15 protein-coding genes and 1 pseudogene are annotated in these 15,194 nt (G+C 42.6%); 7 read left to right on the plus strand and 9 right to left on the minus strand.

Annotated features, from left to right (window positions below; genetic code table 11):
• Positions 1-131: 131 nt before the first annotated feature.
• The 3 genes from MMY81_RS18105 (at position 132) to MMY81_RS18115 (ending at position 4,216) form a co-directional block, all read left to right on the plus strand.
• Entirely contained in the window at positions 132-1,694 is a 1,563-nt protein-coding gene (locus tag MMY81_RS18105; RefSeq protein ID WP_252313954.1) for a BCCT family transporter, read from the plus strand.
• A gap of 471 nt (positions 1,695-2,165) precedes the next feature.
• Positions 2,166-2,876, plus strand: coding sequence for a C40 family peptidase (locus MMY81_RS18110; protein WP_252313955.1), 711 nt, complete (start codon positions 2,166-2,168; stop codon positions 2,874-2,876).
• A gap of 164 nt (positions 2,877-3,040) precedes the next feature.
• The gene (locus MMY81_RS18115; protein ID WP_252313956.1) at positions 3,041-4,216 is read left to right on the plus strand and encodes a DUF4317 domain-containing protein; all 1,176 of its coding nucleotides are present in this window, start codon (positions 3,041-3,043) and stop codon (positions 4,214-4,216) included.
• A gap of 323 nt (positions 4,217-4,539) precedes the next feature.
• Here MMY81_RS18115 and MMY81_RS18120 read toward each other — a convergent pair whose 3' ends face one another.
• From MMY81_RS18120 to rlmD, 4 genes are all read right to left on the minus strand, one after another.
• Positions 4,540-4,746 carry a hypothetical protein gene (locus MMY81_RS18120; protein WP_252313957.1) on the minus strand — a complete coding sequence of 69 codons (207 nt, stop codon included), beginning with the start codon at positions 4,744-4,746 and terminating at the stop codon, positions 4,540-4,542.
• A 22-nt stretch (positions 4,747-4,768) separates the two neighbouring features.
• Positions 4,769-5,404 carry a hypothetical protein gene (locus MMY81_RS18125; RefSeq protein ID WP_252313958.1) on the minus strand — a complete coding sequence of 212 codons (636 nt, stop codon included), beginning with the start codon at positions 5,402-5,404 and terminating at the stop codon, positions 4,769-4,771.
• Positions 5,405-5,661: 257 nt separating this feature from the next.
• Positions 5,662-7,095, minus strand: coding sequence for a hypothetical protein (locus MMY81_RS18130; protein WP_252313959.1), 1,434 nt, complete (start codon positions 7,093-7,095; stop codon positions 5,662-5,664).
• A 174-nt stretch (positions 7,096-7,269) separates the two neighbouring features.
• Positions 7,270-8,652 carry a 23S rRNA (uracil(1939)-C(5))-methyltransferase RlmD gene (gene rlmD, locus MMY81_RS18135; protein WP_252313960.1) on the minus strand — a complete coding sequence of 461 codons (1,383 nt, stop codon included), beginning with the start codon at positions 8,650-8,652 and terminating at the stop codon, positions 7,270-7,272.
• 155 nt (positions 8,653-8,807) lie between these two features.
• Here rlmD and MMY81_RS18140 point away from each other — a divergent pair, with 155 nt between their 5' ends.
• The gene (locus MMY81_RS18140) at positions 8,808-9,377 is read left to right on the plus strand and encodes a sugar O-acetyltransferase (protein WP_252313961.1); all 570 of its coding nucleotides are present in this window, start codon (positions 8,808-8,810) and stop codon (positions 9,375-9,377) included.
• Positions 9,378-9,395: 18 nt separating this feature from the next.
• Here the strand turns inward: MMY81_RS18140 and MMY81_RS18145 are convergent, their stop codons facing one another.
• From MMY81_RS18145 to MMY81_RS18155, 3 genes are read right to left on the minus strand one after another with little or no spacing between them, the layout of a single operon-like run.
• Positions 9,396-9,551, minus strand: a complete 156-nt coding sequence (locus tag MMY81_RS18145; protein ID WP_252313962.1) for a hypothetical protein — start codon at positions 9,549-9,551, stop codon at positions 9,396-9,398.
• Positions 9,505-9,831 carry a hypothetical protein gene (locus MMY81_RS18150; RefSeq protein WP_252313963.1) on the minus strand — a complete coding sequence of 109 codons (327 nt, stop codon included), beginning with the start codon at positions 9,829-9,831 and terminating at the stop codon, positions 9,505-9,507. The genes MMY81_RS18145 and MMY81_RS18150 overlap by 47 nt, the downstream gene beginning before the upstream one ends.
• Positions 9,832-9,844: 13 nt before the next feature.
• On the minus strand, positions 9,845-10,351 hold the full coding sequence (locus MMY81_RS18155) for a GNAT family N-acetyltransferase (RefSeq protein ID WP_308215382.1): 507 nt from the start codon (positions 10,349-10,351) through the stop codon (positions 9,845-9,847).
• A 268-nt stretch (positions 10,352-10,619) separates the two neighbouring features.
• Here MMY81_RS18155 and exaC point away from each other — a divergent pair, with 268 nt between their 5' ends.
• Entirely contained in the window at positions 10,620-12,143 is a 1,524-nt protein-coding gene (exaC, locus tag MMY81_RS18160) for an acetaldehyde dehydrogenase ExaC (RefSeq protein ID WP_252313964.1), read from the plus strand.
• Positions 12,144-12,283: 140 nt separating this feature from the next.
• A complete protein-coding gene (locus MMY81_RS18165; RefSeq protein WP_252313965.1) occupies positions 12,284-12,658 on the plus strand; it encodes a DUF779 domain-containing protein in 375 nt (124 codons plus the stop codon).
• Positions 12,659-12,838: 180 nt separating this feature from the next.
• On the opposite strand, the pseudogene putP reads toward MMY81_RS18165, so the two are convergent.
• Both putP and MMY81_RS33420 read right to left on the minus strand, forming a co-directional pair.
• Positions 12,839-14,312, minus strand: a pseudogene (putP, locus tag MMY81_RS18170) (sodium/proline symporter PutP).
• Positions 14,309-14,431, minus strand: a complete 123-nt coding sequence (locus MMY81_RS33420) for a hypothetical protein (RefSeq protein WP_256497953.1) — start codon at positions 14,429-14,431, stop codon at positions 14,309-14,311. The pseudogene putP and the gene MMY81_RS33420 overlap by 4 nt, the downstream one beginning before the upstream one ends.
• Positions 14,432-14,675: 244 nt before the next feature.
• On the opposite strand from MMY81_RS33420, the gene MMY81_RS18175 reads away from it, so the two are divergent.
• Complete coding sequence (locus MMY81_RS18175; RefSeq protein ID WP_252313966.1) at positions 14,676-15,194, plus strand: hypothetical protein; 519 nt, start codon at positions 14,676-14,678, stop codon at positions 15,192-15,194.

Below are 15,194 nucleotides of genomic sequence, written 5' to 3' on the forward strand. Positions count from 1 at the left end.
TATTTTAAAAAGAGTATTTCAAATGCATATTTTATCGTTAAAAAGGGTAAGAGGTGAGGATGCACCTGTTCCAAATCATCTGGAAACATAAGTGTCAGAATTTGTTATTTTTTTAAAAGGGAGTGTACGGTATGGAACCAAAAGTCGATCAGAAAAAAAGTAAACTGGCGTTGATCGATTATAAAATTTTTCTTCCCGCCCTTCTTGTCATTGTTGCGATAAGCGTTCTTTTCGCAGCGAATGAGGGCGCCGCTTTAGAAGTATTAGATCCTGTCTTTGACTCTATTGTCGCTATATTCAGCTGGGGGTACCTTTGGTATGCTGTTATTCTTGTTGCAGCCGGCCTTTATTTATCTTTTTCTAAATACGGGCAGGTCGTTCTTGGAGACCCTGCGGAAAAACCCCAGTTTTCTCTGTTTGAATATGCTTCCATACTAATTGCAATGGGAGTCGGTTCTACATTAATGCGGACCGGCATGGTGGAATGGTCCTCTGTGGCCAATGACCCTCCGTCTGGTGTTGAAGCCGGGTCGGCCGAAGCCCTTCTTTGGGGAAATTCTTACGGAATGTTCATGTGGAGCTTTCAAGTATTTGCGATTTTTGTCATGATTGCTCCGGCAATGGCTTACCTTCTTCACGTAAGAAAGCGTCCGCTGATGAGAATTTCAGAAGCCTTCCGCAGTATTTTCGGCGATGCGTTTACTGATGGCATCCGAGGGAAACTGCTGGATATTATCTTTCTTATCAGCATTCTCGCCGGAGCGGCGGTTACGCTCGGACTTGGTGCACCGATTATCACGTACAATTTCGCTGAACTGTTTAACATGGAAGTCACATTCGGCCTTACCCTGGCCGTAACGATCATCTGGGTATTGATGTTTTCCATTAGTGCCTATGTCGGTATTGAAAAAGGAATCAAACGTCTGAGTACCTTTAATATGTATTTAGCAGGGGCTTTCGGTATTTTCATTTTGATTGCCGGACCCGGCGTATTTATTCTTAACTTTTTCACCGAAACCTTTGGCTTTCTTATCAACAACTACATTGGTATGAGCTTTATGACGGAATCACTCGCCGATGGAGGAGCCAGTCATATCCAGACAAATACAGTGTTCTGGTTTGCCTACAGCGCTACGTGGGCCATGCTGCACAGTGTGTTTGCTGCAAAAATATCAAAAGGGCGCACCATTAAAGAAATGATACTAACCTATCTGCTTGCACCTACCCTGTTGTCCTGGATTGCTACCGGCATCCTCGGCGGGCTCGGCGTGCACCGCTATATTAATGGAGATGTCAATGTACTGGACATCGTGCAGAACGGTGATGAAATGGCAGCGATCCCTGCTATTCTCTCTTCTCTGCCTCTGCCTGCTCTGTCTCTTACCGTCTTTATGATCGTTGCGATGATATTCCTAACGACCACCCTTGATTCTACAACGTATACGATTGCCGCTTATACAAGTACAGAAGATATGAGCAAGAACGAGCCATCTAAGTTTTTACGGATTGTCGTTGCTGTTATTATTACAGCCCTGGCTCTCGTTTTAATGAGAGCGGGCGGTCTCGCACCGCTCGAAATCGTGTCCGGTTTAATGGGACTGCCGATTATTATCATTCAATTTATGCTGATTTATGCAGCTATTAAAATGATGAATCAGGATGAAGCCTGGATTAACAATGTAAGAAAGAAATAGAATGAGAAGCCTCTTTCCTGAAAGGGCTCATTCCAAACTTTGAAAAAAAGATCCAGTCGAACGCGTTCGGCAGGTCATGCGTCAGCTAAAGAGGAAAAGGCGCCTTCTTTAACTTCACCGATGGCTGGTCTGCTCGAGTCGCTGACTGGTTTCTTTTACCTTTCTTTTCAGCCCTTCAAAATTAATACCGGCATTATTTCAAAAACCTCGGATTCCTTAAAATAAGGAATTCGAGGTTTTTGCGCTGTTTTTGATAGAATAAAGAAGACGAATCTTAAAAATTAACATCCTTATATTATAAGAGGTACCAATTTTTTTATTCATTTTATTTTATTTTTTCATTAACCTTTCCTATATCCTGCCGATACTATAGAAGGAATGAAACATTTTATGGCACATTCTTTTACCTTAAGAGACCATCTCCTCTACATATTTCTTCAATTCTTATACATAGTGAAAGGCAGGAATTCCATGATAAATAATGTAGCCACAAGCGGGTTTTCGCTTCCGCAGCCTGGTAACACCGCTTCTTCCATGAAAGTAGGCAGCCGGGGCGATTTTGTTGAGCAGCTTCAGAAAACATTAACCGAAAAAGGATTTAATCCTTCTTCCAACATAGACGGCATTTTCGGATCTAAAACCCTGCAGGCAGTGCGGGATTATCAGATGTCCACGAGTATTTCCAACCCGCGCGGGAACTTCTATGGCGTGGCCGGTCCGCAGACGCTCGGTTCCTTGGGACTAGCAGCCTCCCCTGTCGTGGCAGGAGCTTCAACGGCAGTACCGTCAGAGGCAGCCTCCGCTGCAAAGCCTTCTTCTTCGTCTTCCGCAGATGCAGACAGCTTGATTTCATCAGCGAAGCGCCACATGGGGGTCCCTTACTTATGGGGCGGTACGACAAGAAAAGGATTTGACTGCAGCGGCCTGGTGCAAAGCGTATTTTCGGAACATGGCAAAGATCTTCCCCGGACCGCAGCCCAGATGTGGAAGGCAGGAACAAGCGTAGATAAACCGGAAAAAGGAGACCTGATCTTTTTTGAAACGAGAACCGGTCCTTCCCACGTTGGTATCTATGCGGGCGATAATAAATTTGTTCATGCCGGCGCTTCTACCGGCGTCACCGTAACGGATATGGACAACAGCTACTGGAAATCAAGATATCTGGGAGCCAAAGAAATGTAAATATGTTTTCTAGAGAACCGATAGGATATGTCCTGTACGGTTCTTTTTTTATTTTTTCAAAGGCACGTTCTACAGGCATATTCACAAATGCCCTCCCACTGTGTCAAAATGGTATACTGACAGAGTTTCCAAACGTAAATTACATCACCCGGGAGTGGACAGCTATGGATAAAAAAGATATTGCCGCGATTCGCCGGCAGCTCAAAGTAGACAATGATCTATTAAAGATTTCAGATATATTTAACGTGTACGTGATGAAAGAAACAACAGAGATCTACCATCAGCAGAGCCAGCCGTTTCATTTGCTTGATGACGATCAGCAGGAATTGTTTATTGCTCACTTTAAAAAGCTGCTCGGCGGGCAGATGGATGAAAAGCTGTTCGAAGTAAAATTTGACCGGGAAGCTGAGGATTCCAGCCAGCTGATTCTGCATAAAGCTCTTCTCAGCAGCAGTGTGGAGGATTGGAAGCAGGAAATGCTTGCGATTACGAAAAAAATATTAACGGATCATCCATATGAAAAGGATATTGTCATTTCGTTCATCCGTGCCGAATACATGAAGCCCACCAGACGGGAAGCCGGAGAAAATGAAGAAAATGTCCGTGATACGGTATATTCGAACCCTTTTATTATCTGCAGTATTAATAAAACCGAGGAACCAAAAAAAGAGATTCACTTCGACTATATTGAAAAAGAGTTCAAATACAAAATCGAAACCGATCCCGTAATCGATTTAAAGCATCCGATGGCAGGCTTTCTATTTCCAGCTATTACCGATGGCGTGTCGGACGTAAATCACGTTCTTTATGCGGCTGGCAAAGCACATGAGCCGGACTACCGGTTTATTGAAGAAGTGCTGACCGGCCAGGACATTATGACTGCTCAGGAAGACAAAGCAGTGTTTGAAGAGGTTATTAAAGACGTGGTCGGCGACCAGCTTAATCCGTCCACCCTTGCCGCGGTATATGAAGAAATCAACCGTGTCGTGGAAGAAAATGAAGAAGATACGGCGCCTATGCTCGACTATAAAGACGTGGGCCGCGTACTTGCCCAGAGCGGCGAACAGGTCGAAGACGAACAAATTAAATCGTCCTTCGAACGGTTCACTAACGAAGAGTCCTATGAATTAAAAGCAACGAGCGTGATTCCGAAATATAAATCCAAGTCAATTAAGATCAATACAAAAGTAGCCAACATATCCATCAGCCCGCAGGATCTGCAATTTGTGAAACAGGTCAATTACAAAGGCAAACGCTGCATTATGATTGAAATCGAAGAAGATGCCGAAATCGAAGGCTTTAAAATGCTCCCTGAGGCATTTGGAGAAGATGAGATATAAAAAAGAAGAGGCCCTGGCGGCTTCTTCTTTTTGTTTGGAGAGAATATTTCATTTTTTATTAAGACGGCGTCTTTCCGCAGGCCATGCCTCAGCTAAAAGAAAATAGCGCTCTTTTATCTTCACCGATGGCTTGTCTGCAGGAGTCTGCCGTCTTATTTATAAACGTGACTATTTAGTGATTACATCACTTAGAACTTTCTTTAAGGAATTTCTCAATTTGACCATTAATTAAAATCTCTCTCTTCGAGAAATATTAGCGATAAATTCTAAGAACCGTCTTTAAACTAAAGACATTTATACACAATAACTACTGGTTGAATATTTTATCCATTAATTACGTAGTGGGAAGCAAAAGAAGATATCTTATAATTATTTAGCGTAAAGTGATTCTGATTTCTGATTATTAATTGATAGTTAGTATTTATTTTTGTTACTTCTCCTATACCAGACAGATTTAAGACATTTCCTTTAGATTTGTACTCATCTGCAATTTTAAACATATTTACTATATTACTTGCTGCAGTAGCCATAAAAGCTTCCTCAAAGCGTATATTACATTCTTTTATTTCCAGAAGATATTTTGAAAATCACTCTATCTTTTTCAATGATAATTGATTGGACAATTCCATAAACTGCTCGTGTGAAGCCAATATCGCTTTCACTTAACAACTGTATATTATGACGCTTTCTTACATTCGGAGCTCTTTGACCTACTTTTAAGTCATTTTTTCCTCCTTCTGTAGTGGGATTTATATTAACACTGGAACTAGGAAGTTGTGATTCGTCTACAGTAATATTTTTCTTCTTACTCTTATTCTTTTGCTTCTCAATTCTATTTCTTTTATCCTCTTCATTTTCATTAGCTTCTTTATATATTTCTCGTAAAACTCTATTTATATGACTGGGAGTAAGAGCTACATCTAGAGTCGCTGATCCTTTTTCACTTTTTCTTTTTTTTTCTCGTTCAAAATAGTCTACACATTCCTCAATATGATCTTGACGCGGCCAAGTTTTAAAGTATGCTTTATGCTTTCCTTTTGGTACATATTCTATTTTCGCTCCACAACCTTGAAATGTACAATAAAGTTTTTTTCTAACTATTTCAAAATCTTTATGATACTCTATTGCTTCAATACTTATTTCTTCAGATAGACTTTCATTTTTATATAAAACAGTTTGAATTTTCAAAAAAATCCCCCTATATTTTTTTGTCTTTCAAGTAATTAAATCTAGTATATACATTAAATGATTTTATGTAAATAAAGGATAACTTGTTATTTATTGGTTTATAAATAGCTAGTGTAAATATAAAGTCACTCTTTATCTTAAAAGTCAAAAAGCAAATAGAAAATATGTTTTCAATTTGCTTTTCAGTTTTTATTTGTTTCTTAGTTGCTTAACTCTATTTAATTTAAGAGCCTATTCTAAGAATCTTCGAAAATGCCCTACTTTAAATTAGAAGCTGATGGCTTATCACTAGTAGCATCTATCGTAAATACATCTATATATTTATTTTGATCTTTACTTAATTGTTCTGCAATTCCTTTCAATGTACTTATTTTCTTGAATTCTTCTTCTTTTTGCACAATAACAACATAATACCCAATATTTATATTTTCAGTGGTTAAATATTGAGGCAATTGTTTTGTAATCCCCTGCATTAGTTTATTACTACTTGCTCTCTTAACTTCAATCAAAACTTTTTCTTGAAAGCCGCTAGAAAATTTAAAATCGACCGGTCCCCTTCCAGAGTTGACTTCTCTTGAGACATCTACTCCGTTCACTTGACATTGAGCTCTAATTAAACCATGGAATAATAACTGTGATGCTTCTTCTGTTTTAGGTAATAGAGGCTTTTCATTCCACAAAAGTTTATACCCCGAATTATTAACAATAAAGTTATTAAATTCTTCTATTAATTCTTTAACAAAAACTGCTAACTCTTCCGAATTAGATGCTATTGGAAGTTTCACAGGATGATTTTCCGTATAAATTTTTGATTGTTGATACCATTGATAAAGACCCTTGGGGTCATCGACAAGATTGTAAGGGCTTGAACCTTTATTTTCAACAAATTTAACATATTTTTCTAATAGATCAGTTTGTTCTAAAGCAACTTTTACAATATCTTCTTTTTTTAACTGCTTTTTAATTTCATAATTAAAATCTGTTCTTAAAGTTTCATTTTCATTTGTCCATGCCCAATCTAAGAATCCTTTTGCATTTATGCTAGGTAGATCTCTTAAAATATTTGAGGGTACTAATAGTATCGGTTTATTATTAAAGGGATTTTTAGGAAGAAAAATTTTAGTATTTTCCCATCTTAGATTTTGAAAATCAAATGAAGAATGCTTTACTTTAAATTCCTCTAGAGGTATATCATGCCTTTTGCATACTTCATTGGTATAATCTATTATTTCCTCTTTGATAATATTCCCACAAATATCACTAATACGATCTGCACCTATACCTTCTTCTAATATACTAATTTCTTCAAAATGATCTAAGTCTGTAATTCCTGCTTCTATTGATTTTAAAATTGCTTCGCCTATAGTTTTGGAAAAACCCGGACCTGAACCTAAGCCACTAGTACTTTTGTTTGTATAACCTAAACAAATTTCACCAACTTCTGGGAAGGTCATCATCCCTCTTAGCTTCTTGTAAGATAAAGTATTTGATATTCCTTGACTTTTAGCAGCTAGAATAAAAGATTCGTTAAAAAAGAGAATAATTTTCTCATGACTTTTTTCGAAGTGCTTGTTAGAATTTTTGAACAGAAGAAATGGGTCAATAAATAACTTAGTGTCTATATCTAATATGGGGTCAAACCAATCATCTTTTGATCCTTTCTTAAGTTGGTGTAATTCTGAAAATAGCATTTATTCACCTCTTTAAAATTCTTTCTAATAATATTGATAAATCTAGAATTTTTTATTGCAATTTTATTATAATAAATTTTTTTTTTTAGATTCAACAGTAGACATAGCCTTTAAAAATTTATGCACAAATTAAAATCTTGAATTAATATATTTATAAAAAACTAAAAACTTCAGTTATTTCACCAAAATTATTTGTGAAACACACTCCACATGCGTGGTCTGCGGGAACATATCGACAGGCTGTACTTCGTTAACCTGGTACGCTCCGCTTTCAGTAAGGTACTTCAGGTCGCGTGCGAGAGTTGCCGGGTTACAGGAGACGTAGACAATACGCTCGGGTCGGGTTTCAAGCATCATGTCGAGCAGCTTGTTGTCACAGCCTTTCCGCGGCGGATCGACGACCATTACATCCGGGCGCAGACCGTTTGCTTTCGCCCACCATGGAACGACTTCTTCGGCTTCCCCTACAGCAAATGTCACGTTCTCAAATTGATTCAGGCGGGCGTTGCGCTTCGCATCTGCTATCGCTTCCGGTACAATGTCGACGCCGTGGACATGCTGCGCCTTCTGGGCAAGAAAGAGTGAAATCGTTCCAATGCCGCAGTACGCGTCTACTACCGTTTCATGACCTTTCAGATCAGCATATTCCAGTGCCTTATCGTACAATACTTTCGTCTGGTCCGGATTCACCTGATAAAAAGAGCGGGCTGAGATCGCAAATGAAATGTCGCCTATGTGGTCATAAATATATTCTTCCCCCCATAGGACATTTGTTTTATCACCGAAGATAACGTTCGTACGCTTTGGATTGATGTTATGGATAATCGAAACTGTATCCGGTATTTCCGCTCGGATCTTTTCAATCAGCTTTTTCTTATGGGACAGGGTTTCATCTTTTGTAATTAGCACAATCATCAGCTGGCCGGTCGTTTGGGCATAACGAGCCACCACATGGCGAAGCGTGCCGCGGTGCTTATCTTCATTATAGGAAGTAATGCCGAGCTCATCGGCAATATTTTTCACCGTCTGCACGGCCTGATCGTTGCTTTCCTGCTGGATGATACAGGCATCCATATCCATAATCCGGTGGGAGCGCTGCTGATAAAAGCCGGCCTTCAAATGGCCGTCCGGTTTCGTACCGATCGGTACCTGCGCTTTGTTGCGGTAATGCCAGGGGTCATCCATGCCAAGCGTCGGATGAACGGTTACGTCAGCCAGGCCGCCGAGCCGGCTTAATGCTTCTATTACCTGCTTATGCTTATACTTCTTTTGGCCGCTGTAGCTCATGTGCTGCAGCTGACATCCCCCGCAGAGCTTATAGATCGGACAGGGCGGCTCCACGCGGTCCGCGCTTTCTTCTATTACGTTAAGCAGACGGCCAAAACCGTAGCCTTTTTTCGTTTTGATCACTTTAATTTCAGCAGTTTCGCCGGGAAGGGTGTTTGGCACAAATAATGTATAACCATCCACCTTTGCGACGCCTGCGCCTTCATGGGTTAAATCTTCTATGGTTGCCGTAATTGTCTCGTTTTTCTGTACGGGCAGCTCGTTTGTCATGTGATGCCTCCACTTATTAGTCCTATATTCTTTACAGATTGTATCATATCTTTTTTCATTTGAATTTGTTTGTGTTCTTTATATCTAATCTTCTCTTTTGAAACAAGCTGCGGTAGGATAAATACAGAGATCTTTATGAAGAAAGGACGGTACATATGAAAACAGAAAAAGAAAAAATGCTGGCCGGAGAGCTATTCCTTCCCCATGATCCAGAACTCGCCGAAGAACGCATGAATGCGAAGCTTGCCCTTAGAATGTACAACAACATCGGCGTGGAATATCCGGAAAAACGGCTGGAGACGATCAAGCAGATTTTCGGCTCCACCGGGGACGCGGTCCGGGTTGAATCCGTGTTCCGCTGTGATTATGGCTACAACATTCACGTCGGCGAATCCTTTTACGCCAACTTTGACTGCGTGATGCTTGATGAAGCGCCGATTCGCTTTGGGAGCGGCGTCATGCTTGGCCCCGGAGTGCACATTTACACCGTGAATCATCCACTCGATGGAGAAGAGCGGGCCACGCTTCATGAATACGGGACCCCCGTTACTGTAGGCGATAATGTCTGGATCGGCGGCCGTTCCATTATTAATCCCGGTATTACTATTGGAGACGGTGCCGTCATCGCTTCTGGTGCGGTAGTTGTAAAAGATGTCCCTGCCCACACTGTCGTCGGCGGTAATCCCGCACGCGTCATTAAGCAGACAAAAAAGCAGGAAGGCTGAAAGGCCTCCCTGCTTTTTTTATTTATTCTGTTCGCTTTCTTTCCATTTCGTGTAGCTCGTATCCTGTTCCAGCGGAAGATCATGGTCGACTGCAAATTTTTCCACATCGCGGTACAGCCCGGTATCTTTAAATCGGCGCAGGCGGATCGTTGATAAATTTTTTCGTTTGATCAACGGAAGAACCTTTCCGCCCGGGGCTTTTTAAAAAGATGCCGGTAACGTTTTTCGGGTACACGACCCGGGTGAATATCCGCTTCTTTAATAAATACGTATAGCAGGTCATGGTGTTATTTTTAATTTTTACATGCTGATGAAGAAACATTGCCACTACAGCAAAAATGCTGATCAGGACAGCCGGGATAACAAAGGCCGGATCCGTCAGCACTACAAGCGCCCAAACCGCTGCAAGAAGAATCAGGGGCTTTACGAGATTATAACCAGAGTGATACGTCATTGCTGCTATTCACCTACTCTATTCCTACAATTTTACTTCTGCGCTCATATAATAGCACATCCCGCCACTCGCCGTTAAGTTTTCCTATTTTCTCCCGGCGGCCAACTTCCCGGAAGCCGGCGTTTTCATGGATCCGGATGCTTTCAATATTTTCCGGCATAATGCCGGCCTGGAGAGTCCAGTAGCCTTCACGCTCGCTGATATAGATCAGTTCTTTCATGAGGCGTGTGCCTATACGCTTTCCGCGCCCTTCGTCATGTATATAAATACTGGTCTCTCCCACCCCTTCATAAACCGGACGGTTTGATGTAGGAGCCAGCGCCACCCAGCCAAGTACTTTTCTTGTCTCCTCCTCCACCGCGGTAAGCCGGCAGACAAGATCATGTGTCGCTGACCAGATTTCCCAGGAAGGTGTTTTTGTTTCAAATGTTGCCTTCCCGGTCTGAATACCCATTTCATATATTTCCCTGACTTCCGGCCAGTGCTCCTTATGGAGCCGTTCAATTTCAATGTTCATCATGTTCAGCCCCTTACGTGTCCCATTCTTTACTCTTCTATTATAGAAGAAATACGCTTCTTCGACAAATATCACTTATTTTTTCAGCAGAACCGGCAGAGCATCCATTAATATTCATTTATAACTTATTGATAATAGGCAGATAGAATATTGTTTTAAAAAGGAAAAATATGTGATAAAATTCTAAATGTAATCGCTTCCATTATCCTGTTCCACCGATTTACAGTTTTGTGTATCACTATCACATCTATGTAAAAGGAGAGGAAATCGTATGCGCTATGACAGCCCGAACACAAAAGGAAGTCTTGTTCAATTTAAAGATCGTTATGACAATTTTATAAATGGGGAATTTAAAGCTCCCGTTAACGGGGAGTATTTCGATAATGTCTCCCCTGTTACCGGCAAGGTATTCTGTCAGATAGCCCGTTCTTCCAAAGAAGACGTAGAGCTTGCGGTTGATGCGGCAGACGCGGCAAAAGATGCCTGGGGTAAAACCTCAGTAGCAGAGCGCTCGAAAATACTAAATAAAATCGCTGACCGCATCGAAGAAAATCTGGAAATGCTTGCCGTAGCAGAAACGTGGGATAATGGAAAAGCCGTCCGTGAAACTCTTAATGCTGATATTCCGCTGGCCGTCGATCACTTCCGTTACTTCGCCGGTGTTATCCGCGCACAGGAAGGCCGCTTGAGCCAGATTAATGATGATACCGTTGCTTACCACTTCCATGAGCCGCTTGGCGTGGTCGGACAGATCATTCCATGGAACTTCCCTATCCTTATGGGAACGTGGAAAATTGCTCCTGCTCTTGCCGCCGGAAACACGATCGTACTCAAGCCGGCCGAGCAGACACCAGCTTCCATCATGCTCGTTATAGAACTAATCCAGGACATTCTTCCACCGGGCGTTCTGAATGTGGTGCAGGGTTTTGGTGTAGAAGCCGGTAAGCCGCTTGCACAAAACAGCAGGATTTCTAAAGTAGCCTTCACCGGAGAAACGACTACCGGACGTCTTATTATGCAGTACGCCTCAGAGAATATTATTCCGGTCACACTCGAACTGGGAGGGAAATCCCCGAACATTTTCTTAAGGATATTTATGGTCGAGGACGATAAATTCCTGAATAAAGCGGTCGAAGGTATGGTATTATTTGCCCTGAATCAGGGAGAGGTTTGTACATGCCCATCCCGTGCCCTGATCCATGAGGATATATATGATGAATTCATGAAACGTGCCCTTGAGCGTGTGAAAGCGATCAAAGTCGGCCACCCGCTTGATACCGATACGATGATGGGAGCACAGGCTTCCCAGGAGCAGATGGAGAAAATTCTATCGTACCTTGATATCGGTAAACAGGAAGAGGCAGAGCTTCTTACAGGAGGCGGCAGACAAAAAATGGACGATGAAGAACTGGCTGAAGGCTTCTACATTGAGCCTACTGTCTTTAAAGGACACAACAAACAGAGAATCTTCCAGGAAGAAATTTTTGGACCGGTTCTTTCTGTTACAACCTTTAAAACAGATGAAGAAGCAATGGAAACTGCCAATGATACTCTTTATGGATTAGGCGCCGGTATCTGGACTCGTAATATTACGACTGCCTACCGCTTCGGCCGCGGTATTCAGGCTGGACGCGTATGGACTAACTGCTATCACGATTATCCAGCGCATGCAGCGTTCGGTGGATACAAAAAGTCCGGTATCGGCCGTGAGAACCACTTGATGATGCTCGATCACTACCAGCAGACAAAGAATATGCTTGTCAGCTACAGTGATGACGCTTTAGGTTTCTTTTAAACAACAGTAGATGATACGGGCCGCCTTCTAGAAATGGGAGCGGCCTGATTTTCTTTCTGGATGAAAACGTGTACAATAAGACTATATCCTTTTTCTACTGTCCCGCGACAAGACCCTATTTTCAAGAAAGGATGGTTTATATGGCTGTGGATAAAGTAACCGCAACAGATGCCACGCTTGAACTGATGGAATCACTGAAAAAACGGCATGGGGAATTGATGTTTCATCAATCCGGAGGCTGCTGTGACGGCAGCGCGCCGATGTGTTTTGCAGCGGATGAATTCAAGGTCGGAGACAGTGACGTGCTCCTTGGAGAAATCAGCGGTGCGCCTTTCTATATTTCAAAGGACCAGTATGAATACTGGAAGCACACCCAGCTCATTATCGATGTCGTGGATGGCCGGGGTGGCATGTTTTCCCTGGAAGGACCGGAAGGGAAGCGGTTTTTAACTCGTTCCCGCATATTTACAGAAGACGAACGTGAAGAGCTTAAAAAAGAAGCATCCATCGTATAATAAAGATAGAAAGAGCCTTATCCGCTCTTTCTTCTACATAAAAGATCACAGCTGAAGGAGGCTCTCTCTATGCACTGGTTTGTTATTGTTACTGCAATTACCGCTATAGGTACCGGCATTTTCGCTTTTGTTAATATAAACCGCGGCTACTAAAAAACCTACCCTCGTGAGGGTAGGTTTTTACATGGCATCTACTTTATTAAATTCTTCTGTAATTTCTTTATTCGGCGGCTTCTGCATGAAGCTGACCACGATGATCGCAATAGCGGCAAACAGGAAACCAGGGACCAATTCATACAGGGCAAAAATACCTTCTGAAGGAATGGCCCATAAAATGACAGTAATGCCTCCTGTCAGCATCCCTGCAAGCGCCCCTCCCATTGTCGTACGCCGCCAGAATAGCGATAGCAGCAGGACAGGACACAAACACAGCTCCAAATCCCGCCCATGCATACTCCACCAGCTCCAGCACGGTGCTGTCCGGGTTGTAGGCCAGAAATGTGGCAATTAATGCTATTGCTACCACTCCTATTCTTCCTACCCAGACGAGTTCTACGTCGCTTGCCTTCGGCCGGAGATAGCCTTTATAAAAGTCTTCTGCCAGGGCGCTTGAAGACACAAGCAACTGCGAATCAATAGTGCTCATAATCGCCGCCAGTATAGCGGCCAACAGGAATCCTGAAATCCATTCATTGAAGAGCAGCTGGGAAAATACAATGAATACCGTTTCGTGAGAGCCGTCTGCCAGCGCTCCTCCTGCTCCGGCGGCTGAGAAGTAGGCAATGCCAACAAACCCTGTAAAGATAGCACCGAACAAGGAAAGAACCATCCACGTCATGCCAACCAGCCGCGCTTTCGGTATTTCATCTTCTGATCGTATCGCCATAAATCTCGTAATAATATGCGGCTGTCCGAAGTAACCAAGCCCCCAGGCCAGCAGCGAAATAATGCCGATCGCCGAGGTGCCGGCAAACGCATCTAAATGCGAAGGATCCACACTTCCCACCGCTGAGATTGTTTCCCTCCAGCCTCCCAGTTCGGAAATAGCAACAAAAGGCACTATCACGAGCGCCAAAAACATAATGATTCCCTGAAAAAAGTCCGTCCAGCTGACGGCAAGAAATCCACCTAGAAATGTATACGTAATAATAACGGCTACCCCTATCCAGAGGGCCGTGGTGTATTCCCAACCAAAAGAATTCTGGAACAGCGTTGCTCCTCCGACCAGGCCGGAAGAAGCGTAAAAGGCAAAGAAGATAAGTATAAAGATGGCAGAAACCATCCGCAGCAGCTTGCTTTTATCCCGAAAACGATTCTCGAGAAAGTCCGGTATGGTTATAGAATCATTGGCCACTTCCGTGTAGCGCCTCAGACGCCGGGCCATAAACTGCCAGTTTAAGTAGGCTCCCACAGCAAGCCCGATTGGCAGCCAGATTTCACTCATTCCGCCTAAATACATGGCGCCGGGAAGTCCGAGTAACAGCCAGCTGCTCATATCAGAAGCACCGGCACTCAATGCAGCAACCGCACCTCCGAGCTTTCTTCCCCCCAATACATAATCGGAGAGATTATTCGTCATTTTATAAAAAATAATGCCGATCACAAACATGCCGATAAGATAAATTAAAAATGTAACAAGTGTCGCTGTTGTCATCTTCGATCTCTCCTTTGCTTTCTTTTATCTGTCACAAACGTGATGCAGGAGAGGATAATAAGGATAGGCATCGGAACCAGAAGCCAAAACCACGTCGCAGTTGTTAATGTCTCTGTCATAATATGTCCTCCTTTTATCTTACTATTTTGAAATGCAAGAAAAGTGCCAATTCCAACATGTACTATGTAAAGGCTTTGTTTACTTTTACCCTGTTTAAAACCGCAAGTTTTTTGGCACTGCCTAATATTTTGCCCTATTTTACTTGTATCTGCAACTTTCTTCTATATTACAAGAAATAGACTATTTCGCCATGAATATATGGTAATATAATGATAAAACTTAGGAAAGTAAGGGAATATACATATGAAATGGATGACAAGTGCAGCACTTATCTGTTTTCTCAGCCTGCCTGCGTCTGCAGAGGCCGCATCCCCCGATCAGGGAGGCTTTTTTTCTTCTTTTATGAATCAAATCTTTCCTTCCAATGAAACCGAACCCGAAGCAGAAAAGGTGGATGACGTTTGGGCAGAAGCTCAGCTTGAGGTAGAAGCAGAAGAAAATCAGACAGAGGAGGAGCGGCTGCATGAATTTGACGAAACGTGGGCATCTTTTCCCTCCGGCGGCCAGACTCCGGCTTTTACGACTCCACTAACTTTATTCACGGCTGCTTCTGCTGTTACCAATGGCTTTAAAGAGCCGGAAGCACCAGAAGCGATTGATCCTGTAAGCACCCCTGGTCCGGAAGAACAAACGGACAGCAGCTGGGATGCTTTTGATGAACAATGGGACGATTTTGGCAGTTCTTTTGATGCCGCTCGTCAGGAAGAGGATGCTTCAGCAGACGAACCAGCCCTTTTTCAAGAAGCAGAAGAAACGAATTAG

It is taken from the genome of Sinobaca sp. H24 (assembly GCF_023845525.1).

Excerpts from the sequence above, each read along its gene's own strand:
- MMY81_RS18165 (WP_252313965.1), top strand. The coding sequence starts at position 12,284 with ATGGCTGTGGATAAAGTAACCGCAACAGATGCCACGCTTGAACTGATG.
- MMY81_RS18150 (WP_252313963.1), bottom strand. The coding sequence starts at position 9,831 with ATGACGTATCACTCTGGTTATAATCTCGTAAAGCCCCTGATTCTTCTT.
- MMY81_RS33420 (WP_256497953.1), bottom strand. The coding sequence starts at position 14,431 with ATGACAGAGACATTAACAACTGCGACGTGGTTTTGGCTTCTGGTTCCG.
- MMY81_RS18140 (WP_252313961.1), top strand. The coding sequence starts at position 8,808 with ATGAAAACAGAAAAAGAAAAAATGCTGGCCGGAGAGCTATTCCTTCCC.
- MMY81_RS18155 (WP_308215382.1), bottom strand. The coding sequence starts at position 10,351 with ATGATGAACATTGAAATTGAACGGCTCCATAAGGAGCACTGGCCGGAA.
- MMY81_RS18120 (WP_252313957.1), bottom strand. The coding sequence starts at position 4,746 with ATGGCTACTGCAGCAAGTAATATAGTAAATATGTTTAAAATTGCAGAT.
- MMY81_RS18115 (WP_252313956.1), top strand. The coding sequence starts at position 3,041 with ATGGATAAAAAAGATATTGCCGCGATTCGCCGGCAGCTCAAAGTAGAC.
- MMY81_RS18175 (WP_252313966.1), top strand. The coding sequence starts at position 14,676 with ATGAAATGGATGACAAGTGCAGCACTTATCTGTTTTCTCAGCCTGCCT.
- MMY81_RS18105 (WP_252313954.1), top strand. The coding sequence starts at position 132 with ATGGAACCAAAAGTCGATCAGAAAAAAAGTAAACTGGCGTTGATCGAT.
- MMY81_RS18130 (WP_252313959.1), bottom strand. The coding sequence starts at position 7,095 with ATGCTATTTTCAGAATTACACCAACTTAAGAAAGGATCAAAAGATGAT.
- rlmD (WP_252313960.1), bottom strand. The coding sequence starts at position 8,652 with ATGACAAACGAGCTGCCCGTACAGAAAAACGAGACAATTACGGCAACC.
- exaC (WP_252313964.1), top strand. The coding sequence starts at position 10,620 with ATGCGCTATGACAGCCCGAACACAAAAGGAAGTCTTGTTCAATTTAAA.
- MMY81_RS18110 (WP_252313955.1), top strand. The coding sequence starts at position 2,166 with ATGATAAATAATGTAGCCACAAGCGGGTTTTCGCTTCCGCAGCCTGGT.